General features: G+C 73.1%; 16 protein-coding genes and 1 pseudogene. 8 read left to right on the forward strand and 9 right to left on the reverse strand.

Features of this window, described 5'->3' with window-relative positions; all coding sequences use genetic code 11:
* The first annotated feature begins 3 nt into the window (after window positions 1-3).
* The 5 genes from ACH5A8_RS23140 to ACH5A8_RS23160 all read left to right on the forward strand — a co-directional run bounded on the left by ACH5A8_RS23140 (window position 4) and on the right by ACH5A8_RS23160 (window position 6,766).
* On the forward strand, window positions 4-978 hold the full coding sequence (locus tag ACH5A8_RS23140; RefSeq protein WP_399004806.1) for an antibiotic biosynthesis monooxygenase: 975 nt from the start codon (window positions 4-6) through the stop codon (window positions 976-978).
* On the forward strand, window positions 963-1,220 hold the full coding sequence (locus ACH5A8_RS23145; RefSeq protein ID WP_399004808.1) for a hypothetical protein: 258 nt from the start codon (window positions 963-965) through the stop codon (window positions 1,218-1,220). The genes ACH5A8_RS23140 and ACH5A8_RS23145 overlap by 16 nt, the downstream gene beginning before the upstream one ends.
* 56 nt (window positions 1,221-1,276) lie before the next feature.
* Window positions 1,277-3,373 (forward strand): SpoIIE family protein phosphatase, encoded by a 2,097-nt coding sequence (locus ACH5A8_RS23150; RefSeq protein ID WP_399004810.1) that lies wholly within the window; start codon window positions 1,277-1,279, stop codon window positions 3,371-3,373.
* Window positions 3,374-3,717: 344 nt separating this feature from the next.
* Window positions 3,718-5,262 carry an NAD(P)-binding domain-containing protein gene (locus ACH5A8_RS23155; RefSeq protein WP_399004812.1) on the forward strand — a complete coding sequence of 515 codons (1,545 nt, stop codon included), beginning with the start codon at window positions 3,718-3,720 and terminating at the stop codon, window positions 5,260-5,262.
* Window positions 5,255-6,766, forward strand: a complete 1,512-nt coding sequence (locus ACH5A8_RS23160) for a class I adenylate-forming enzyme family protein (protein WP_399004814.1) — start codon at window positions 5,255-5,257, stop codon at window positions 6,764-6,766. The genes ACH5A8_RS23155 and ACH5A8_RS23160 overlap by 8 nt, the downstream gene beginning before the upstream one ends.
* Before the next feature lie 163 nt (window positions 6,767-6,929).
* On the opposite strand, the gene ACH5A8_RS23165 is transcribed toward ACH5A8_RS23160, so the two are convergent.
* The 4 genes from ACH5A8_RS23165 to ACH5A8_RS23180 are packed head-to-tail and all read right to left on the reverse strand — an operon-like array spanning window position 6,930 to window position 12,521.
* Window positions 6,930-8,525 carry an MFS transporter gene (locus ACH5A8_RS23165; RefSeq protein ID WP_399004816.1) on the reverse strand — a complete coding sequence of 532 codons (1,596 nt, stop codon included), beginning with the start codon at window positions 8,523-8,525 and terminating at the stop codon, window positions 6,930-6,932.
* A complete protein-coding gene (locus ACH5A8_RS23170) occupies window positions 8,522-9,883 on the reverse strand; it encodes a cytochrome P450 (RefSeq protein WP_399004818.1) in 1,362 nt (453 codons plus the stop codon). Before ACH5A8_RS23170 ends, ACH5A8_RS23165 begins: the two co-directional genes overlap by 4 nt.
* Entirely contained in the window at window positions 9,880-10,950 is a 1,071-nt protein-coding gene (locus ACH5A8_RS23175) for an alpha-hydroxy acid oxidase (protein WP_399004820.1), read from the reverse strand. Before ACH5A8_RS23175 ends, ACH5A8_RS23170 begins: the two co-directional genes overlap by 4 nt.
* Entirely contained in the window at window positions 10,947-12,521 is a 1,575-nt protein-coding gene (locus tag ACH5A8_RS23180; RefSeq protein WP_399004822.1) for an NAD(P)-binding domain-containing protein, read from the reverse strand. Before ACH5A8_RS23180 ends, ACH5A8_RS23175 begins: the two co-directional genes overlap by 4 nt.
* 62 nt (window positions 12,522-12,583) lie before the next feature.
* Here ACH5A8_RS23180 and ACH5A8_RS23185 point away from each other — a divergent pair, with 62 nt between their 5' ends.
* On the forward strand, window positions 12,584-14,113 hold the full coding sequence (locus ACH5A8_RS23185; protein ID WP_399004824.1) for an aromatic amino acid ammonia-lyase: 1,530 nt from the start codon (window positions 12,584-12,586) through the stop codon (window positions 14,111-14,113).
* A gap of 98 nt (window positions 14,114-14,211) precedes the next feature.
* Here the strand turns inward: ACH5A8_RS23185 and ACH5A8_RS23190 are convergent.
* Both ACH5A8_RS23190 and ACH5A8_RS23195 read right to left on the reverse strand, forming a co-directional pair.
* A pseudogene (locus ACH5A8_RS23190) lies at window positions 14,212-15,225 on the reverse strand (sensor histidine kinase); the annotation flags it as partial.
* A 119-nt stretch (window positions 15,226-15,344) separates the two neighbouring features.
* Window positions 15,345-16,025 (reverse strand): response regulator transcription factor, encoded by a 681-nt coding sequence (locus tag ACH5A8_RS23195; RefSeq protein WP_399004826.1) that lies wholly within the window; start codon window positions 16,023-16,025, stop codon window positions 15,345-15,347.
* Between the two features lie 280 nt (window positions 16,026-16,305).
* On the opposite strand from ACH5A8_RS23195, the gene ACH5A8_RS23200 reads away from it, so the two are divergent.
* Window positions 16,306-16,491 carry a DUF397 domain-containing protein gene (locus ACH5A8_RS23200; protein WP_399004828.1) on the forward strand — a complete coding sequence of 62 codons (186 nt, stop codon included), beginning with the start codon at window positions 16,306-16,308 and terminating at the stop codon, window positions 16,489-16,491.
* 46 nt (window positions 16,492-16,537) lie between these two features.
* On the opposite strand, the gene ACH5A8_RS23205 is transcribed toward ACH5A8_RS23200, so the two are convergent.
* From ACH5A8_RS23205 to ACH5A8_RS23215, 3 genes are all read right to left on the reverse strand, one after another.
* Window positions 16,538-17,065, reverse strand: a complete 528-nt coding sequence (locus tag ACH5A8_RS23205; protein WP_399004830.1) for a hypothetical protein — start codon at window positions 17,063-17,065, stop codon at window positions 16,538-16,540.
* Window positions 17,066-17,502: 437 nt separating this feature from the next.
* A complete protein-coding gene (locus ACH5A8_RS23210; protein ID WP_399004832.1) occupies window positions 17,503-18,699 on the reverse strand; it encodes an acyl-CoA dehydrogenase family protein in 1,197 nt (398 codons plus the stop codon).
* Between the two features lie 17 nt (window positions 18,700-18,716).
* A complete protein-coding gene (locus tag ACH5A8_RS23215) occupies window positions 18,717-20,282 on the reverse strand; it encodes an AMP-binding protein (RefSeq protein WP_399004834.1) in 1,566 nt (521 codons plus the stop codon).
* 158 nt (window positions 20,283-20,440) lie between these two features.
* Here ACH5A8_RS23215 and ACH5A8_RS23220 point away from each other — a divergent pair, with 158 nt between their 5' ends.
* Entirely contained in the window at window positions 20,441-21,037 is a 597-nt protein-coding gene (locus ACH5A8_RS23220; protein WP_399004836.1) for a TetR/AcrR family transcriptional regulator, read from the forward strand.
* Window positions 21,038-21,039: the final 2 nt, after the last annotated feature.

A 21,039-nucleotide genomic window follows, 5' to 3' on the forward strand; every position in this document is an offset into this window, starting at 1 on the left:
CGCATGAACGCCGAGAGGAACGTAGCCGCCGCGGCCACGGCGATCATCGGTCAGAAGGTGCTGCCCGGGTGGGAACGGGAGTACGAGTCGTGGCAGGAGGACCTCAACGCCGCGGCCGCCTACTACCCCGGTTTCCTCGGCGCCGAGATCTCCCCGCCGACACCGGTGCAACCCGACTGGATCGTCGTGTACCGGTTCGACTCGGTGGCGCATCTGCAGGCGTGGATCAACAGCGGGACCAGGCAGACATATCTCGACGTCGGGGCCGGGTACTTCGACGGTCCGGCGACCCAGCAGGTGGTCAGCAGCGGCACCCAGTCACTGGATCCGCTGGTCACCGTGGTCGTCACCCACCGCGTCCCCGCGAACCAGGTCGACGACTTCCTCGACTGGCAGCGCCGCCTGGTCCAGGAGGAGAACAAGTTCGAGGGGTTCCGGGGGACCGAGCTCTTCCGGCCCATCGAGGGGCTCCAGGAGGAATGGACCACGCTGTACCGCTACGACAGCGCCGAGCACCTCGACGCCTGGCTGACGTCGCCCCAGCGGCGGGAGATCCTGGCCGAGGGCGAGAAGTTCAGCGACTTCAGGCTGCACACGATCGACAACTCGTTCGGCAGCTGGTTCGCCTTCGAGGGCAACGGCAGGGAGGCGCCGCCGCCGCCCTCGGAGACCAGGACATCCCTCGCCGTCTGGGTCGGTCTGTACCCGACTGTCGTACTGCTGACGCTCGCCCTGTCCCCTCTGCGCATGCCGCTGTGGATCGGCCTGCTCGTGGGCAACCTGCTGTCGAGTTTCATCATGAGCTTCCTGACGATGCCGTTCTACGTGAACCCGCTGCTCGGGCGGTGGCTGCGATCGCCCCCGGACGGACGGGCGGTGAGAACCGACCTCCGTGGCCTCGGTGCCGTCGCCGCGCTGATGGCCTTCTGGGCCGGCGTCTTCTACCTCGTCACGGACCGGCTGTGGACACTGCCCTGACCGGCGACCAGCGGGCGGTCGCCGTGCGTGAGGGCCGACCCGGCGCCGGGCACGAGGCGCCCCTCGGCACCGGCGCCGCGCCCGGCCCGACGGCAACCGTGCCGTCGGGCCGGCCGCTGACGCCGGACCTGCCGCACCGATCCGGCTCCGGTCAGGCCGGCGGCGCCTTCCACTGGACCTCCCGGTGCTCGTACCGGATCCTGAACGAGGGCGCTGACGTGCGGGAAGGCAGCTTCAGCTGATCGTCGCGGTCACGTGGCCACGCCGATGGGGTCAGCAGGCGAAAGGAGCCGGTGCCATGACGTCACCGGAACAGCGTCCGGACCCACCGAGCCGTCCGGAGGACGCCGCCACGGACCCGAGCGGGCTGATGGATCTGCTGGGCGTCGCCGCGGTGCTGCTGGAGGCCGACGGGCGGATCGACATGTGGAGCCCGCAGGCCGAGCAGCTCTTCGGCTACACCCGTACCGAGGCGCTCGGGCAGTACGCGGCCCCACTCCTCCTGCACCCGGAACACCGGGATGCGGCGATCACGCTCTTCGCTCAGGTGATGGGGACCGGCCGGGGCTGGGCCGGCGCCTTCCCCGTACGGCACAAGGACGGCAGCACCCGGATGGTCGAGTTCCGCAACATGCGGCTGACGGACAGCGTCGGCGACCACTACGCCCTCGGGCTGGCCACCGACCGTTCCACGCTGCGGCAGGTGGAGCGCAAGGTGGCGCTGTCCACCCGACTGGTCACCCAGGCGCCGATCGGTCTGGCCGTCCTGGACACCGACCTGCGGTATGTGGAGGTCAACCCGGCCCTGGCGGCGATGCACGGCGTCCCCGTGGCCGAACACGTCGGACGTGGGTTCGCCGAGATCCTCCCGGACTCGTCCTTCCACACCGTGGAGGCGGAGATGCGGCGGGTCCTGACGTCGGGGGTCCCCGTGGTGGACCGGCAGGTGGTGGGCCGCACACGCGCCGACCAGGAAAGGGATCGTGCCTGGACGGTGTCGTTGTACCGGCTGGAGGACCAGCACGGGAAGGCACTGGGCGTCGCCAACGTGGTGGTGGACGTCACCGACCGGTACGAGGCCGCCAGAAGGGCCGACCGGGCCCAGCAGCGCCTGCGCCTGGTGGCCGACGGCTCGGCCCGTATCGGCACCACTCTGGAGGTGGAGCGGACCGCACAGGAACTGGCCGACGCCGTCGTACCGGGCATGGCCGACATGGTCGCCGTGGACCTCCTGGACTCGATCCTGCAGACGGGGCACACGCACACGGGCGAGCGGGACGCCCTGTTCCGCGCCCTGGCGGTGAAGACCGCCTACCCCACCGACGCCGCCGAGGCGATCGTGTCGCCCGGCCGGCTCGCCGCGTACCACGCCGACCACCCCGCGGCTCATTGCGTCCGCACCCGCAAGCCTTACCTGATCAGCCACCTGGTCAGCGGTGACCACGGTCGGATCGCCGCGGACTCCGAGGCCGCGCGCCTGTTCGCCGAGGCCGGCATCCACAGCGACCTGGCCGTCCCCCTCATCGCACGGGGCAAGGCCATCGGCGTCATGGGCCTGGCCCGCGCCGGCAACCCTCTGCCCTTCGACGAGGACGACGTCGCCCTCGCCTGCGAACTCGCCTCCACAGCGGCGCTGAGCATCGACAACGCCGTTCTCCACCATCACATCCGCAGTGCCGCCGAAACCCTCCAGCGCAGCCTGCTCCCACAGATCTCGCCCCGGCACCCTTGCCTGGAGGTCGCCGCCCGCTACCTGCCGGCCCAGGCCTTCGGCGAGGTCGGCGGCGACTGGTACGACGTCATCCCACTCGGGGACGACCGCACCGCGCTCACGGTCGGCGACGTCATGGGCAGCGGCATCGAGGCCGCCACGGCGATGGGCCGACTGCGCACCGCCACCTCGACCCTCGCCCGCCTCGACCTCGACCCCGCCCGCATCCTCACGCACCTCGACGAGATCATCCTCGGCCTGCACCCGTGCATCGCCACCTGCGTGTACGCGGTGTACGACCCCCACCGTGCCCGCCTGCAGGTGGCCTCCGCCGGTCACCTGCCGCCGGTTCTGACACGGCCCGGCAGGGGGGCGGAACTCCTCGATCTCCCGACCGGCGCCCCTCTCGGTGTCGGCGGCGTCGGCTTCGAGACCACCACCCTCGACCTGGAACCAGGCGACCAGCTGGTCTTCTACACCGACGGACTGGTCGAGACCCGGAGCGACCCCATCGACGAACGCCTGGACGACCTCACGCGTCTTCTGACGAAGCTGGACCCCTCCACGGAGGACACCTGCGACCGGCTGCTGCGGCGGCTCCGTCACCCGGGCGGTCACGACGACGTCGCCCTGCTCGTCGCACGGGCACACCCGCAGCCGAGTGCCCGCCCGGACGGCCGGTGACGACCCTTCTCGGCGTGACCGGCGTGACCGGCGTGACCGGCGTGACCGGCGTGACCGGTGACCGGGGTGACAGCGGTGACCGGCGGCGTGACAGGGGTGGCAGGGCGGCCGGCGGGTGCCGGGCCTGCGCGAGGAAGGACGGCCGGGAAAGACCGTCCACGCCGGAACGTCCCGACGAGACCGGTCGGCCCCCTTGCCGTGGCACCTCCCGCAGGGGCGCGGCACCGCCGTGGGACCCGGCCGGCGGGCGCGGCACCGCCGTCGGACCGGCCCCCGGCACGGCACCCGGGGGCACGGCGGTCAATCTCAGAGTCCTCTGATCCGGGCCCGCTAGCGTCCGCCCCATGGTGCGCGACTACCTCATCATCGGGGCCGGACCGGCCGGACTGCAGCTCGCCGCTCTGCTGGAACGCGAGGGACGCGACTACGTCGTCCTGGAGCGGGGCAGCGGGCCCGGCACGTTCTTCACCCGCTTCCCCCGGCATCGCCGGCTCATTTCGATCAACAAGGTCAACACCGGGTACTCCGACCCGGAACTCGCCCTGCGCATGGACTGGAACTCGTTGCTCGCCGACGACCCCGAGCTGCGGTTCACCCGGTACAGCGAGAGCTACTTCCCGGCCGCCGACGACCTGGTGCGCTATCTGGGCGACTTCGCCCGGCGCAGTGGTGTCCGCGCCGAGTACGGCGTCCAGGTCACCCGCGTCTCCCGCGACGGCGACGGCTTCTTGGTGCGTGACGACACGGACCGGTCCTGGCGGGCCCGGCGCCTCGTCGTCGCCACCGGCGTCTCCCTCCCCTACATCCCCGACATCCCCGGCATCGACAGCGCGGAACGCTACGACGACTTCGACACCGACCCGGCCTCCTTCACCAACCAGCGGGTCCTCGTCCTCGGCAAGGGGAACTCCGCGTTCGAGACCGCGGACGCCCTCATGGAGAAGGCCGCCGTCATCCACGTGGCCGGACCGCACTCGCTGAAACTGGCCTGGCAGACCCACTTCGTGGGTCATCTGCGCGCGGTGAACAACAACTTCCTCGACAGCTACCAGCTCAAGTCGCAGAACGCCGTCCTGGACGGCACGGTCGAGCGGATCGAACGAGGGGCCGACGGCGGCTACCGGGTGGAGTTCCGCTACGCCCGGACCACCGAACGGATCCGCGAACTCCACTACGACCGCATCCTGCTGTGCACCGGATTCCGCTTCGACGCCTCGCCGTTCGACGCGAGTTGCCGCCCGGACCTCGCCGTCGACGACCGGTTCCCCGCCCAGACCTCCGCCTACGAGTCGGTGAACGTCCCCGGCCTGTACTTCGCCGGCACGCTCACGCAGCAGCGCGACCTCAAACGGTCCACGAACGGCTTCATCCACGGCTACCGCTACGGCGCGCGCGCCTTGCACCGCATCCTCGACGCGCGCCACCACGCGGCCCCATGGCCGGCCCGCGCCCTGCCCGCCGCACCGGACGCCGTCGCCGACGCGCTCGTGGAACGCGTCAACCGCTCCTCCGGCCTGTGGCAACAGTTCGGCTTCCTCGGCGACGTGGTCACCGTCCACGAGGACCGCGCCCTGTACCAGGAGGAGGTCCCCCTCGACTACGTCGCCGACGGCGGACTCGGCCCCGCCGCACACCGCTTCGTCGTCGACCTGGAGTACGGGCCCGACCACGACCAGGTCGACCCGTTCGACGTCGGCGTGCCCCGCGTCCGCGAGAACGACGCCGAACACGCCATGGACTCGACCTACCTCCACCCCGTGGTGCGCCACTACCGCGACGGCACCCTCGCCGGCACCCACCACCTGGCGGAGAACCTGGAGAACGACTGGGACATCCCGGCCGTCCACCACCAGCCGCTCGCCGCGTTCGTGAAGTCCTGCCTTGGCTGAGCAGTTCCCCGGCGCCGTGCTCGACCTCCTCGACGAGGCGGGCGACCGCCCCGTCTTCGAGCACGGCGACCGGGTGGTCACGGCGGCCGGACTCCTCGCGTCGGTGCGGCGGGTGACGCGCGGTCTGCGCGCCGCGGGAGTCCGTCCGGGCGACGGCGTCGCCCTGCTGCTGGGCGTGGGTCCCGAGGCGTTCGCCGCCGTACTCGCCGCCCACGCCGTGGGCGCCCGCGTCGTCGGCGTACGGCCGGGCCTCACGGAAGGCCAGCGGCACCACCTGCTCGTCGGCACCGTCTACCAGGTCACCGACCGTCCGCCCGGCAGGGCGGGCGAGCGGTCCGGCACGGTCGACGCGGCGGGCGGCACGGCGGGCGGGCGGCTCGGCGGGCCCGGCGCACCGGACGGCACCGTCCTCCTCCTGGACGACCTGCTCGCCGCCGAGGACGACGGGATCCGCCCGCCGGTCTCGGCCCGCCCGCAGGACATCGCCCGGCTCATCCACACCAGCGGCAGCACCGGCGTCCCCAAGGCGTGCGCCCAGACGTACGCCGCGATGACCGCGGCCTGGGCGGCGCACCCCGACCGCTGGCCCCCCGCGATCCGCGAACTCGCCCCGCGCCTGGAGCGGTTCCTGGTCTTCGGGACCCTGGCGAGCCAGGTCATGCTGGAGTACGGGCTGCTCGCCCTCGCCGCAGGGGGCACCCTGGTCACCGCGGACGCCCCGGCCTTCCCCGACAGCCTGGTGCGCCACCGGGCCACCGGCAGCGTCATCACCGTGGCACGGCTGACGAAACTCGTCGCGAGCGTCCGGGCCCGGCCCGTGGACCTCGGCGCCCTGCGCGCCCTGATGGTCTCCGGCTCACCCGTCGGCGCCGCCCGGCTGCGGGAGGCCGCCGACGTGCTCGGACCGGTCGTCTTCCACGGATACGGCCAGACGGAGACCGGCATGATCTCCATGGCCACCCCGCACGACGAGCCGGGCTCGCTGGGCGTCCCCCCGGTCGAACTGGAGGTGCGGGACGCCGAGGGGCGGCCCGTGCCGCCCGGCACGGACGGGGAGCTCTTCGTCCGCACCCCCGCCCAGGGCTGCGGCTACTGGGGCGAACCGGAGTCGACCGCCGAGGTGTTCACGGACGGCTGGGTCCGCACCCGCGACATCGGCCACCTCGACGGGGAGGGCCGGCTCTGGCTGACCGGACGCGCCCGGGACGTGATCATCGTCAACGCCGACGTGCACTACGCGGGCCCCGTCGAGCGGGTGCTCGCCACGCACCCGGCGGTGGCGGAGGCGTACGTCGTGGCCGTGCCCGACGACAGCACCGGCGAGGCGGTCCACGCCTTCGTGGTGCCCGCCGCCGGGCGCGCCCCGGACCTCGGGGAACTGCGCGCGCTGGTCACGGCCGAGCTGGGCGGGGCCTGCGCGCCGACCCGGCTCACGCCCATCGAGGAGGTGCCGCTCACCGCCGCCGGGAAACCCGACAAGCGGCGGCTCGCGGCGGGCGGTTGAGAGCCGCGGACAGAAGTGGGCCCCGGCGGGCGGCGCGCCCGGCACGCGCCCTCGCCGCGTTGCTGGAAGGCCCTGGTAGCTCCGCTACCAGGGCCTTCCAACGCCTTGCGATCGCACGCACCGGACACCGCCCGCTGATCGGAACCCACTTCTGTCCGCGGCTCTAACGGGCCGGATCGGGGTCGCCTTCCGGAGCGCCCTCCGTCTCGGGGGTGCGTGGTGCGGCCGTCTCCTCGGCGGGGACGGCCGCGTCGTGCACCAGGGCGTCGAGTTCGGCGTCCAGCCGGGCGGCGGGGTCCCCGGCCCCCGCGGTGTGGGCCCGCGGGTCGCTGCCGCGCAGGGCGACCGCCGTTCCGGCCAGGGCCATGGGGAGCGCGATGAGGACCGCGGCGGTGCGCATACCTCCCGGCAGGGAGAGGACCAGCGCGACGAGCGGGGGCCCGAAGGCGCCGCCGGACTTCCCGACCGCCGCCGCCCAGCCGCCCGCGGTCCCCCGGATGGCCAGGGGGTAGATCTCGGCCGTGTAGGGGCCGATGAGCGCGATGACCCCGGCCGTTCCGGCGAACAGCAGCATGACGGCCGTCAGCAGCACGGGCCGGCCGCCGTCCGTCCCGACGAGGGCCAGGACGAGCAGGGCGGCGACGGTCAAAGCCGCGTAGGCGACCATGGTGCCCTTCGCCGACCAGCGCATGTACAGCCACGCGGCCACCACACAGGTGGGGATCGACAGCAGCGAGGAGAGGAACAGCAGCGTGGCCGCGGACATGCCGTGGTGGTGCGAGGACTCCAACTGGCTGGGCAGGAAGGTGATGAAGCCCCAGTAGACGAGGCCCCAGGCGAGCGCGTAGCCGCTGACCACCAGTGTCTTGACCCGGTGGGAGTGCTTGAAGAGGGTCGAGGCGGGCACGCGCCGGGTACGCGCCCGCTGGGCGGTGAAGGCGGCCGATTCCGGTATCCACCGGTTCAGGCCGATCAGGATCAGCACCAGCGGGAGCTGGGCGAACCAGGCGATCCGCCACCCGGTGAGCGGGATGAGCACCGCGGCCAGCCCGGCGGCCGCCATGTAGCCGCCGGTGGTGGTGAGGCCCGCCTGGAGCACCATGACGGCGGCGCGCCGGCCGGGCGGCAGACTCTCGGTCATCAGCGCGTAGACGACGGGCAGCATGCCTCCGGCCGCCATCCCCATCAGCGCGCACATCACGAGGACGCCGCCGAAGGTCGGCATGGCGCCGCACACCGTGGTGCCGAGGAAGAGCAGGGAGGCGATGAGGATCGTGGCCCGGCGCCCGATGCGGTCCGCGGCGCGGCCCCCGAGCAGCGAGCCCACCACCGTGCCGCTGAGCGCCACGGTGGGCAGCCATGCGATCCCGGAGGCACTGAGGTGGAACTCGGTGCGCATGCCGGGCTGGATGAAGGCCAGCGTGGCGGGCTTCATCTGGTCCACCATCAGCGCGAAGCTCAGCACCCCGATGAGGCGGCGCCGGTCCGTCTCGGAGGTCACGGCCGGCGTGGGGGCGGCCGCCGGTCCCGTACCGGGGGGCTGCACCACGGAGAACCCGGAGACGAGCACGCCCACGACGATGGCGAGCATCGCGGCCCACATCGCCCACGAGGTGCCCGTCATGGCCATGTGGAAGTCCATGGACGCCGAGTCCACGAACATCCACACGTGCTGGCCCACCCCGGCGCAGGTCAGGGCGACACCGGTCCAGAACGTCAGGGGCCGGGGGATCAGCGCGGTCGGCTCCGCGGGTGTCATCCCTCTCCTCCTCGTACGTGGGCGACGGGGCAGCCGCCGGTCGGCCGCTCCTCAAAGTACCGTGCGGCCAGGCGCAGTCGGCGGGCGTGCAGCACCATGACCGTGCCGAGCACCAGCTGGCGCACGCCCCGGGTGACGTCCTCCACCGCGTCCCGGGCCCGGACGAGGCGCCGCAGCGCGCGCAGCCGGCGGGGCCCGGGGGCGAGGCCGCGGGGGATCAGCAGACAGGGCGCCCGGTGCGGGATGGACCGGGTGTGCGAGGCCGTCGAGTCCAGTCGGAAGCGGCGCAGCACCTCTCGCACGGCGGCCCGCAGCACCAGCGGCGACAGCCGCCACGCCGGGCACGGACGGTTGGCCGCCACCCCGAACGGGATGTGGTGGACGTCCCGGGCGGACAGCGACGCCCACCGGTCCGGGTCGAAGACGTCCGGCCGGTCGTAGCCGGTGGCGTGGTAGTCCGGGTAGCTGAAGCACACCACCGACCCGGCCGGCAGCACGGTCCGCCCGTCGAGCGGGATCTCGTCCGTGGTGATGCGGTGCGCGATGCCGAACAGCGGGTACCGCCGCATCGTCTCGTCGAGCACGTGCGCCAGGTACCGGTCGTCACCGGGGTCGTCCGCGAGCCGCCGCTGTACGCGCGGGTGGCGGGCCAGGGCGAGAAGCAGGTGCGCGGTCGCCTCCGAGAGCTGCACGACGGCCGTGTTGAAGAACGTGCCCTGGAGGTAGAAGACCTGCTCCCGCGGGGACAGCGCGGCCGGCAGCCGGTGCGGCACGTCACCGGCCGCCAGCCGCTCGCGCAGGTACGCCGTCAGCCGAGCCCGGCGCCGCGGATGGCGCAGTCCCGTGCACTTCAGGGCGCTGATCACGTCGTCGGCGTGCGCGGTGATCAGCCGCCGGGCGCGCGGCGGGCACGGCTCGCGGAACACCAGCTCGTAGCAGAACTCCGCCCAGGCGGGCATCACCAGGTCGCGCAGCCGCACCAGGCTGATCCGGTCCGCGGGCAGCGCGTCCAGGACGCCGGCGACCGCGCGGCGGGCCGCCGCCTCCAGGTCCGCCGAGGCGCCGGCGAGGATCCGCCGGGTCGTCGCGGCGACGTCCTCGTAGCGCGGGCCGGGCTCCAGGTGCTCCTGGTGCACCTCCGGGCCCGGCGCCAGCCAGTACCAGAACAGGTCGGACAGTCCCGCCCCCTCGCTCCGCCCGTTCGCGGCCGGGTGGGCGTACACCCGCTCGAACACCTCGGGTCCGTGGACGGCGTCGGGCAGGGTCACCGCCCGGTCGCCGTTGACCTTCTCGAAGATGCGTACGCGCAGCGCCACCACGGCCCGGGGCAGCCACCACGTCTCCGTCCCGGCGCTCACCACTCCCCGCCCTTCCGCACCACCATGTCGGCCGTCAGATCGGCGTTCCGGCGCCCGCCGCACAGGGCGAGCGTGTGGTCGTACTCGTCCCGCAGCGTGGCCAGCACTCGGCGCACTCCCGCCTCCCCCTCGGCGGCCAGGCCCCACACCACGGGCCGCCCGAGGCCGACGGCGCGCGCGCCCAGGGCCAGCGCGACCGCCACGTCGCTGCCCCGGCGCACCCCACCGTCGAACAGCACCGGCACCCGGCCCGCGACCGCCTCGACGAGCGCGGGCAGGCAGTCCACGGCCGCCGGGACCGCGTCGCTCTGGCGGCCGCCGTGGTTCGACACGATGATCCCGGCCGCGCCGTGCTCGACGGCCGGCCGCGCGTCCTTCGGGTGCAGCACCCCCTTGACCAGGACGGGCAGCGCGGTGCCGCGCACCATCTCCGCGAGGTGCGCCCAGCCGGCCTCCGGCGACATAGGGATGTCGATGAGGCCGCCCGGCGGGGCGCCGGGCAGGTCGCGCATGTTCTCCGCGGCGTATCCGGGCGGCAGGTCGGTGAACCCGTTGCGCAGGTCCCGGGAGTGCCGTCCGAACACCGGGGAGTCGACGGTGAGGACCAGGGCCGTGCAGCCGGCGTCCTCGGCCCGCCGGACCAGGGCCGCGGTCACCTCGCCGCGGGGGTGCGGGTAGAGCTGGAACCACACGGCGGCATCCGGCGCCGCCCCGCGGGCCGCGGCGACGACCTCGCGCACCGCGGTCGTCGCCGCCGTCCCCGTCACCAGGACGGCGCCCTCGGCCGCGGCGGCCCGGGCCGTGGCGAGCTCCCCGTCCGGGTGGACCAGCCGGTGGAAGGCGGTGGGCGCCACGAGCACCGGCGCCGTACGCGGGGCGCCCGGCAGGTCGACGGACGTGTCCCGCCGCGCGCTGCCGCGCAGCACCCGCGGCAGCAGCGCGTACCGGTCGAAGGCCCGCTCGTTGGCGGCCAGGACGCGTTCCTCGCCCGCCCCGCCCGCTACGTAGTCGTAGACGACCGGGTCCAGCGTCTCACGGGCCCGCTCGTGCAGTTCGCGCAGCGTCACGGCGCCACCGGGGCGGGGCCGTTCCGGTGCGCGGCGAGGAAGGCCGCCAGCGGGGCGCGGTGGTACTCCTCGCTGTCCCACTCGTTCTCCAGGTTCTCGGTGAGGTGGTGGTCGGCGACGAACTCGCCGTCCCGGTACCAGCGGACGACCGGATGCAGATAGCGGCCGTCCAGACCCGACACGTCCTGCTGGGACTTGCGGCCCGCGGAGACGTCGAAGGGGTCCACCCGGTCGTGGTCCTCCCCGTACTCCAGGGTGATCACCGCGTAGGCGGCCACCTCGCCGAAGTCCCCGGCGCGCACGGCACCCGGCACATGGGCGACGGGCACCTCCTCGGCGTAGCGCAGCGTGCCGTCGGGGCCGAGGAACAGCAGGTCGCCGAGGACGGCGAACTGCTGCCACAGCGCGGAGGACCGGTTGACCCGGGTGATCACCGCGTCGACGGCCTGCTCGGTGGCCTCCCCGAGCACCGTCGTCGGCCAGGGCACGCCGTCGTGGCGCTGCCGCAGCCCGCGGTGCAGCGCGCGCACGGTGTAGCGGAAGCCGTGGATGAAGCCGGTCGTGGCCTTCCCGAAGTCGCGGCCCTGCATCAGCGTTCCCGCGAAGTAGAGGCCGGGCACGTTGACCGACTCGCCGAGCGGCGTCAGGGCCGGGAAGCGGCCGTCGACCATCGTGTCCGGCGTGCACGTGTCGTCGAAGACGGAGCGGTCGAAGCGGAATCCGGTGGCGACGATCACCCGGTCGTAGCGGAGTTCCTTGACCACCTCGTCGACCCGCTCGAAGGCGACCCGCACCCGGTAGCCGTCCTGTCCCTTCTCGATGGAGAGGACCCGGCCGTCCAGGAGGGCGTTCTGCGACTTGAGCTGGTAGCTGTCCAGGAAGTTGTTGTAGACCGCGCGCAGGTGCCCCACGTAGTGCGTCCGCCAGGCCATCTTCAGCGAGCCCGAGCCGACGAGGTGGATGACGGCCGCGTTCTCCATCAGGTTGTCGGCGGTCTCGAAGGCGGAGTTGCCCCGGCCGATGATCAGGACCCGCTGGTCGGTGAAGGTCTCCGGATCGGTGTCGATCGTGTCGTACCGCTCGGCGAGTTCGACGCCCGGGATCGACGGCAGGTTCGGCACCGGCATCCCGGTGGCGACCACCAGGTGCCGGGCCCGCCACTCCGTGCCGGAAGCGTCGGTGACCGTGAAGCAGCCGTCCCCGCGGGTGACCTTCTCGACGGGGGTGTCGTACCGCACGCGCACCCCGGTGCGGGAGGCGAAGTCCCTCAGGTAGCGCACCAGGTCGTCGGCCGGCGGGAAGTAGCGGGGGCTGTAGCGGGTGAACACCAGCTCCGGATCGTCGCTCAGCAGGGAGTTCCAGTCCATCCGCAGCCGCAGCTCCGGATCCTGGTACCCCGTGTGCACCTTGTTGTTCGAGATCAGGTAGCGGTGGCGGGGGAACCGCGTGAAGAACGTGCCCGGCCCACTGCCACGCTCCAGGACGACGTAGTCCGCTCCGTCCCGCTCCAGCAGGGCGGCGAGCTGCAGCCCGGCGGGGCCCGCCCCGATGATCAGGTAGTCATGGGTCATGCTCCGGAAGCTAGCCAGTGGATCTCAGAGCGCTTTGAGATTCACCGCCTACGTTTCGTCACGTGCTCACCACCACGGACACACTCTCCCTCACCGGCCCCCCGGACTCCGCCGACCTGCGCCGCGCGGCCGCCCCGCTCACCGTCCTCGTGGACGAGGAGGTCCGGGCGCGCCTCGACCGCGGCCGCCGCTTCCTGCACGGACTGCGGCACGGCGCGGGCGGGGGCCCCGCGATCTACGGCGCCACCACGGGCTTCGGCGCCCTCGTCGGCTACGCCGGGCGCGCCGACGAGGCGGACCAGTGCGACAACACCCTGGCCCACCTCGGGGCCGGCCAGGGGCCGGACCTGCCGCCCGAGATCTGCCGCGCCGCCCTCCTGCTGCGCACCTGGTCCCTCGCCCAGGGCGTCTCCGGGGTCTCCACCGAGGTCGTCGAGCGGCTCGCCGCGATGTTCGCCACGACCTTCTCGCCCGCCGTCCCCCGCTACGGCTCCGTCGGGGCGAGCGGCGACCTCATCCCGCTCGCCTACGCCACCCAGGCACTGCGCGGCCGGGGACACGCCTACCTGGACGGCCGCCGCATGCCGGCCCAGGAGGCGCTGGACACCGCCGGGCTGCGCCCGCTCGCCCTGAACGGCCGCGACGCGCTCGCCCTCGTCAACGGCACCTCCGTCACCGCCGCCGCCACGGCGCTGGCCCGCGACGCCGTCCGCGCCTCCCACCGCTCCCTGCGGGCCCTCACCTGCCTGCTGGCCGACCTCCTCGGCTGCGACCCCGGCTTCCTCGACGCCGACCTGCTGCGCGCCTACGGCCATCCCGGGGCCGTCCACGTCGGCGCGCGGATGCGGGCCGCCCTCGACGGCGTCGTCCCTTCCGGCACCCGGCCCCTGCAGGAGCCGTACAGCATCCGCTGCGCCCCGCAACTGCTCGGCGCCGTCGAGGACGCGCTGGGTTACGTCGACGGCGTGGTCGCCGCCGACCTCGGCGGCATCAGCGACAACCCGCTCCTGTTCCCCGGCGTCCCCGGCTCCGCCGACGACGGCACGGCGGGGGGCAAGGTGGTGCACGGCGGGAACTTCTTCGGGCAGCCCGCGGCATTCGCCGCCGACCTGCTCGCCTCGGTCACCGCCCAGCTCGGCAACCTCGCCGAGCGCCAGCTCGACCTGCTGACCGACCCGGCGCGCAACGGGGGACTGCCGCCGATGCTCGCCACGGCGCCCGGTCGGCAGCACGGACTCCAGGGCGTGCAGCTCGCCAGTACCGCGTTCGTCGCGGAGATCCGCCGCAACGCGACACCGGCGAGCACGCAGAGCCTGCCGACGAACCTGCACAACCAGGACGTCGTCCCCTTCGGCACCCAGGCCGCCCTGCGCTCCTACGACATGGCCGAACTGCTCGGCCTGCTGTGCGGCTCCCTCGCGCTCGGCCTGCGCCAGGCCGTCCACGTCGGCGCCAGGCGGCCCACCGCGCCCCGGTGCGCCGCCCTCCTCGACGTCCTCAGCGACGCGCTCGACCCGGTCGATCCGGACCGGCCACTGGACGCGGACGTCCGGACGGCGGCACGCCTGGTCGCCATCCACGCCACGCCCTGACCGCGCGGTCGGCGGCCGCCGGGGGGGGACGGCGCGCTCTGCGGCAGCCGGAGGGTGAACCGCGCCCCCCGTCCCGGCCGGCCCGCCGCCGCGACCGTGCCGCCGTGGCTCGTGACGACCTCCCGCAGCAGGGCCAGTCCCAGCCCGTACCGGCCGCCGCCGCCCCGGTGGAATCTGCGGAACAGCCGCTCGGCCTCACCGGCGTCGAAGCCGGCCCCGGTGTCGGTGACCGCCAGCTCCACCGTGGTGCCCGACCGGGACACCGCCACCTCGATGCGGCCGCCGGGCGGGGTGTGGGTGACGGCGTTGGCCAGCAGCTCCCCGACGGCGCGGCGCAGGGCGGACGCGACGCCGTCGACGTACAGCGGATGCGGCGGCCCGTCCACGCGCACGGTCAGGCCGCGCTCGCGGACCCGCTCCGCCTCCTCGGCGGCCGCCGCACGGGCGAGCGCCACCAGGTCCACCCGCCGCCGCATCGCCCGCCACGCCTGTCCGGCCGTGAGGGTCGCCGACGACAGCAGGTCGTCCAGCACCTCGCCGAGCCGCCCGAGGGAGCCGGCCAGCAGCGCCAGGCCCTCCTGGTGCGCCGCGGGCAGACCGTCGGCCGCGGCCCGGCGCGCCAGCACCTGCGCCCGGGTGTGCACCTGGGTGACCGGTGTCCGCAGCTCGTGACTGGCGTCCGCGACGAACCGCCGCTGCCGGGCCAGCGCCTCCGCCAGCGGCGCCACCGCCCGGCGCCCGAGCAGTGTGCCGGTGCCGGCCGAGGCGGCCAGTCCCACCGCCTCGGCCACGCCCAGCGCGCACCACAGATGGCCGCGGTCGGCGAGCTGGAAGCGCAGGTCCAGCACGGCCTGCACCACGGCCCCGTCGTCGCGGACCTGGGTGCGCACCAGATAGGAGGAGTCCTGGCGCCGCACCGTGCGTTCGACCGGCGCGCCGGTCGCACGCACCCGGTCCAGGTCGGCGCGCAGCGGGAAGCCGGCCGGCGCGTTGGGCATCGGCGTCGCGCCCGGCCCGTACAGCCACATGCACACGGGAGGGCGCGACAGGTCGCCGTGGGCGGCGCCGAAGCGCACCTCACGGCGCACCTGGTCGTCCTGCGCGTGCGTCATCACGGCGTACGCGACCGCGCCGACGACGATGATCAGCAGGGTGACGATGAGGCCGGTGGTCCAGGCGATCCGCCGCCGGGCCCGGCGCACCGCCCCGTCCCCGGACCGGCCCGCCTTCCTCACAGCGCCCCCAGCCGGTAGCCGAGTCCGCGGACCGTGCGCACCGCCCTGCGGCCGAGTTTGCGGCGCAGGTAGTACACGTAGGTGTCGACGATGGACGGCGCGTGCGCCTCCTCGAACACGACGCGGCGCAACTCCGCCCGCGAGTACACCGCGTCGGGGCGGGTGGCCAGCGTCCACAGCAGCGCGAACTCCCGGGCGGCCAGGGCGATCCGTTCGCCGTCCGCGAGCACGACCTCCCTGCGCCCGACGTGCAGATGGCCGGAGCCGATCCGCAGCACCTCGCCCGCCTCCAGCGAGCGTCGGCGCAACGCCCTCAATCGAGCCGTGAGTTCGTCAAGGTCGAAAGGTTTCGCCAGATAGTCGTCGGCGCCGGCGTCCAGCCCGTCCACCCGGTCGCGCACGCTGCCCATCCCGGTCAGCATCAGCGCCGGTGAGCGCACCGGGCGGGACCGCAGCCGACGCAGCAGGTCGAGACCGTCCAGCACCGGCAGCCGCCGGTCGATGACGAGGACGTCGTAGGTGTGAGTGAGGCCGAGGTGGAGGCCCCGGTGCCCATCGGTGGCGACGTCCACCGTGTATCCCTCGTCCCGCAGTACCTCGGTGAGCAGCTCGATCAGCTCCCGGTCGTCCTCGACCAGCAGCAACCGCCAGGAATCCCGCCCGTGCTCCTGCGTCACTCCGCCCTCCCTCGCCGCAGCCCGGCCTGTCAACGCCCGCGCAGCTCAGGTGAGTTCCGTAATCGGCTTGCCAAATGCGAGGCCGCCGCCGCACCGGCGCCCGAGCGGCGGTATCGCGCCACCGCGCACCCATCCGCAAACCGCCCCAAGCCGGGCAGGGCCGGGGCGGGAGCCCGACGTACGCCTGATCCTCCATCAGGCTGGGGGGTGACGGCGGGCGGCGTGAGGAGCCGCACCCCAAAGATTCCCGGGCCCTGTTGGAGCGACTGCGAGGAGAGACATGAGGATGACGGAACTCGCCTGGTTCAAGTCCAGCTACAGCGGCAGCCAGGGCGACAGTTGCGTGGAAGTGGCAATCGCGGGACAGGCCGTCGACGTGCGGGATTCCAAGGACGTGTCCCGCCCGGCCTTCGCCGTCGGCCGTGAAGGCCGGGGACAGTTCGTGCGGTTCGCGTCGGAGCGCTGAGGGACTTGAGGGCGTGCTGTCCGCCGGAGCGGCGGACAGCACGCCCTCAGCGCGTTCGGGTGCGCTCGGTCTCGTCCGCGGAACTGTAGCCGAGGGCCGCGCGGTTGATGAGACGGTCACCGAGGTCGCGCACGGGCGCGGGCCTCGGCTTCTGTACGGCGTTCTTCGTCGTGGACTTCTTCGGGGCAGGCTTCCTGCCGCCCGTCCGCTTGGCCGGTGCCGCCTTCGCCTGCTGGGCGTTCTTCGCGGCCGGCGTGTTGCGTGCGGAGTACCTCTTGCGGACCGCTGAGAGTCTTTCGCGCTCTCGGACGGCTACGTTGGCGGGAAGGGCGTCGGTGAGAGCGCGGGCCCGGCTGAGCGCGTAGCGCGCTGTGCTCCAGTTCTTCTTGTCGACGGCCAGATTCGCCAGCCTGATGGCTTGCTGCAAGGCCTTGATCTTCGCGGACTGCCGCTGGGGTATCTCGGATTCGGCCCCACTGCTCCGCCGCTGCCCGGCGGCACGGGTGCCCCAGTCCGTACCCGAGGTCAGGACGACGACCGAACGGGGATTGCTGCTCTGGCTCCGACGTACCACGTGCCTTGTTCCTTGGTCGAGCGGTGGGGCATGCCCTGGGGCGGCCACCAGGCGGGGCCACCCCAGAGACAGGTTAGTCGTGGCCGAAGCCATGAGCGGGAGCGGCGGCAGAAATCATCGTGCGCTCATCGCTCGTACGACAGGTACCTCGCCATCCCCTCAGTCGGCCGCAGTCCCGCTCCTTGACGGACAGGCGGCTGCGCACACCAGGAATTTGCACCCCTTCGCCGTTCTTGTCGAACTCGCCTGTGGCAACGTCCTGCTCCGGGACCCGGTAGGCCCCGCCGCCCAGAAACGGCGAAACCTTCGACGGCCTGCTGAAGACGGGCCGGGAGTCGGACGGCGATGTCCTGGTGCGCGGCGAGGAGCGCACGGCCAGACGACGGCTCGACGGCGTCGAACGGGCCCAGGGTGCGGGCGCCTTCCAGGGCATCGGGTCAGTGGTGGAAGGCCAGGAGTTTCGCGATGCCGTTGCGCTGGATCTCGGAGGTGCCGGTGAGGACGCGGAACATGCGGATCTTGCGGAAGAGGTATTCGATCTCGTTGCCCTGGGTGAGTCCTTCCTTGCCGTGGATCTGCACGGCCTCGTCCAGGATGCGGAAGGCGGACTCGGCGACGAACAGCTTGCACATGAAGGCTTCGGCGTGCGCCTCGCGGCCCGCGTCCAGGGCCGCCAGCGCGGTGTAGGTCATGGAACGCGCGGCGTAGAACTCGGTGGCCATGTCGGCGACCTTGTGCTGGATGGCCTGGAGCATGAGGAGGGGCTGCCCGCCGGCCACCTTGCGGGTCCGGGTGCGCTCCAGAGTGAGGGCCAGGGCGCGGCGGGTGGCGCCGAGGACGGTGGGGCAGTGGAGCAGCCGGTTCGTGGTGACCCGCCCGAGCGCGATCCGCATGCCCTTGCCCTCCTCGCCGAGGAGGTTGGCGGCGGGGACGAGGCAGTCGTCGAGGACGATGTCGCTCTCGATGTGCTCGCCGGACATGGGGGTCGCCCCGTCCTCGACCCGGCAGCCGGGGCTGTCCAGGTCCACGAGGAACGCGGAGAACCGCGCTTTGTCGCCCTCCTGTTCGCCGGTCCCGGCCATGCGGGCGACCACGATCGCGAAGTCGGCGAAGGGCCCGGCGGACGAGAACACCTTGTGCCCGGTCAGCCGATAACCGTCGCCGTCGCGTACGGCCACGGTCCGCATGGAGCGGACGTCGGAGCCGGCGTCGGTCTCGGTGAGGGAGAAGCAGCACGCCCGCTCGCCCCGGACGAGCGGCAGCAGGTACTTGTCCAGTTGGTGTTCGGTGGCGTGCTTGAGGATGTCGCCCGCGCGCAGCGGCCCGCCCATGTCGCCGAGCACGCTGTGTGCGAGGACGCGCCCGCTGGCACCGATCTCCTCCTTCAGCGCAGCGAGTTGGGTGTGGGTGAGGTTCTGGCCGCCGTACTCCCCGGGGAGGTGGATGCCGTAGAAGCCGAGTTCGCGGCTGCGGCGCCAGACCGGTTCGAGATCGGCGCGGGTGAGACGGGTGGCGTGGGTGAGGCCGCGTTCCCGTTCGTGATCGGCGAGTTCGCCGTCGAGGTAGTCGCGCAACCGGTCGACCAGCTCGGCCGTGCGCGGGTCGTCGTAGGCGGGGCGGAGGGAGAAGGTCACGAAAGGCTCCGAGTGGCTCAGTTGACGCGACGGGCGGCGCCCGCCCAGAAGGGTTCGCGTACGGCCTTGCGGTCCAGCTTGCCGTTGCGGTTGTGGGGCAGCTCGGGCACGAAGTCCACCGAACGGGGCTTCTTGAAGCGGTCGAGGCGGCCGGCGCAGAAGGCGATCAGCTCCTCGGCCGTGACGGTCGTGCCGGGGCGGGTGACGACGACCGCCTTGACGGCCTCGCCCCACTGCTCGTCGGGCACGCCGACCACACAGGCTTCCCGGACACCCGGGTGTTCGTAGAGGGCGGCCTCGACCTCGGTGCAGTAGATGTTGAAGCCGCCCGAGATGATCATGTCCTTCTTGCGGTCGACCAGGAAGAGGTAGCCGTCCTCCCGCGTCCAGGCCAGGTCGCCGGTGTGCACCCAGCCGTCGCGGAAGGTCTCCGCGGACAGCTCGGGCTCCTGCCAGTACTCCCGTACGCAGTCCGGGCCGCGCACGATGACCTCGCCGACCTCGCGCGGCCCGAGTTCCCGGCCCCCCTCGTCGACGACCCGTATCTCGGTGTCGTACGACGCGCGGCCGCAGGACTGGAGCAGCTCCGGGTCCTCCTTCACCGCCCGGGCGATCTCCTCGCTGCTCAGGCCCGCGACCACACTGGTGGTCTCGCCGAGCCCGTAGCCCTGGGCGACGACCGGGCCGAAGAACTCCACCGCGTCGCGCAGGCGCTGGGGCGAGATGGGCGCGCCGCCGACGCGCACGCTGGTCAGCGAGGACAGGTCGTAGCCCGCGGCGCCGGGGTGGGCGAGGACCGTGTTCAGCATGGCCGGCACCAGGAAGGTGGCGGTGATGCGTTCCTTCTCGACCGTCTCCAGGAAGCTCTGCGGGCTCCAGGCGGGCAGCACGTGAGTTGTGGAGCCGCCGAACACCCCGGCCAGCAGGCCCATGCCGGTGGCGTGGGTGATGGGGCCGCAGGCGAGGTAGCGGGTGCCGGGGCGGGGGCGGGACTCGTCGGCCATGAGCTGTTTGCGCATGTTGGCGAGGCGGTTGCCGACCGTCTGCACGGCGGCCTTGAGCGCGCCGGTGGAGCCGGAGGTGAAGTTCAGGACGCAGGGGGCGTCCTCGCCGACCTCGACATGGACGGGCGCCTCGTCGCCCTCGGCCAGCAGGGCGCTGTACGAGACCTCACCCGGCTGTGAGACGTCCGGTGCGTCGAGGAGGACGGGCAGACAGTCCGTGCCGGCCGCGGCGATCGCGGCGAGGGCGTCCTCGCGGTGGGCGGCGTCGTGGACGAGGACGCGTACGGGGGCGTAGCGCAGGATGTGCTCGATCTCGCCGCGGCCGAGCCGTGCGTTGATGGGAGCACGTGTCAATCCCGCCTTGTACAGGGCGAATTCGACCTCCACCAGCTCGCCGCGGTTCCAGGCGAGTGAGGCCACGGCGTCACCGGGGCCGAAGCCCCGCGCGGTCAGGGCGGAGGCCAGGCGGTTGGCCGCCCGGTCCAGGTCGGTGAAGGTCCAGGAGCGGTCCCCGCAGACGAGGGCGGGAGCCTGGGGCCAGTGGCGAGCGCTGCGCGCCAGATAGATGCCGAGGTTCATGAGGGCCTACTCGGTAGATGCGTCAGAAGACCCGTCCGCAGATTTACATCCCGAACAGTTCTGGACAGCTTGTTCAATAACCTCTGGGGTGTCAAGAGTCTCCTAGACTGGGCGCGCACACGGCGCGACGACCGCGCGCGACGACCGAGGAGGGGTGCATGGCGGAGGACAGGCGGACCAGACGCTCACGGCGGGTCCTGGGGGCGGCCCTGGTGGAGCTGGTCCTGAAGCGGGGCTTCACGGCGCTGACGGTGGAGGACATCACCGAGCGCGCGGATGTGGCACGCGCGACCTTCTACGCACACTTCCGCGACAAGGAGGACCTGTTCGCGCGCGTGACCGCGGACCTGCTCGCCGAGCTGTCCGAGCGCCTGACGCCCGCGGTCGCCGACAGCGCGATCGGCTTCACCGGCAAGCCGGTCCTGGAGATGCTGCGCCACGCGCGCGAGGAGCGCGATCTGTACCGGATCGTGCTGCGCGGGGAGGGCGACGGCAAGCCACTGCAGATGTTCGTGGATGCCTGCGCCAGGGCCACGGCCGAGGAGTTCCGCGCCCGCGCCGAACGCAACGCCGTCCAGCCGCGCATCGACCCCGACCTGCTGGCCCGCGTGTGGGTCGGGGAGCAGATCGCGGTGCTGCGCTGGTGGGTCGAGCAGGACACCCCGGCCCTGCCGGCCGAGGAGGTCGTCCGCATGCTCCTCGACCTGGCCCTGCGCGGCCGCTACTGGGCCAGCGGCTTCGAGCCGCCGGCCTGAGC

This window comes from Streptomyces sp. NPDC018610, from assembly GCF_044391765.1.
Lineage (GTDB): Bacteria > Actinomycetota > Actinomycetes > Streptomycetales > Streptomycetaceae > Streptomyces.

Coding starts and splice junctions, on each gene's coding strand:
- ACH5A8_RS23140 (WP_399004806.1), top strand. CDS start 4: ATGAACGCCGAGAGGAACGTAGCCGCCGCGGCCACGGCGATCATCGGT.
- ACH5A8_RS23150 (WP_399004810.1), top strand. CDS start 1,277: ATGACGTCACCGGAACAGCGTCCGGACCCACCGAGCCGTCCGGAGGAC.
- ACH5A8_RS23155 (WP_399004812.1), top strand. CDS start 3,718: ATGGTGCGCGACTACCTCATCATCGGGGCCGGACCGGCCGGACTGCAG.
- ACH5A8_RS23165 (WP_399004816.1), bottom strand. CDS start 8,525: ATGACACCCGCGGAGCCGACCGCGCTGATCCCCCGGCCCCTGACGTTC.
- ACH5A8_RS23180 (WP_399004822.1), bottom strand. CDS start 12,521: ATGACCCATGACTACCTGATCATCGGGGCGGGCCCCGCCGGGCTGCAG.
- ACH5A8_RS23200 (WP_399004828.1), top strand. CDS start 16,306: ATGAGGATGACGGAACTCGCCTGGTTCAAGTCCAGCTACAGCGGCAGC.
- ACH5A8_RS23215 (WP_399004834.1), bottom strand. CDS start 20,282: ATGAACCTCGGCATCTATCTGGCGCGCAGCGCTCGCCACTGGCCCCAG.
- ACH5A8_RS23220 (WP_399004836.1), top strand. CDS start 20,441: ATGGCGGAGGACAGGCGGACCAGACGCTCACGGCGGGTCCTGGGGGCG.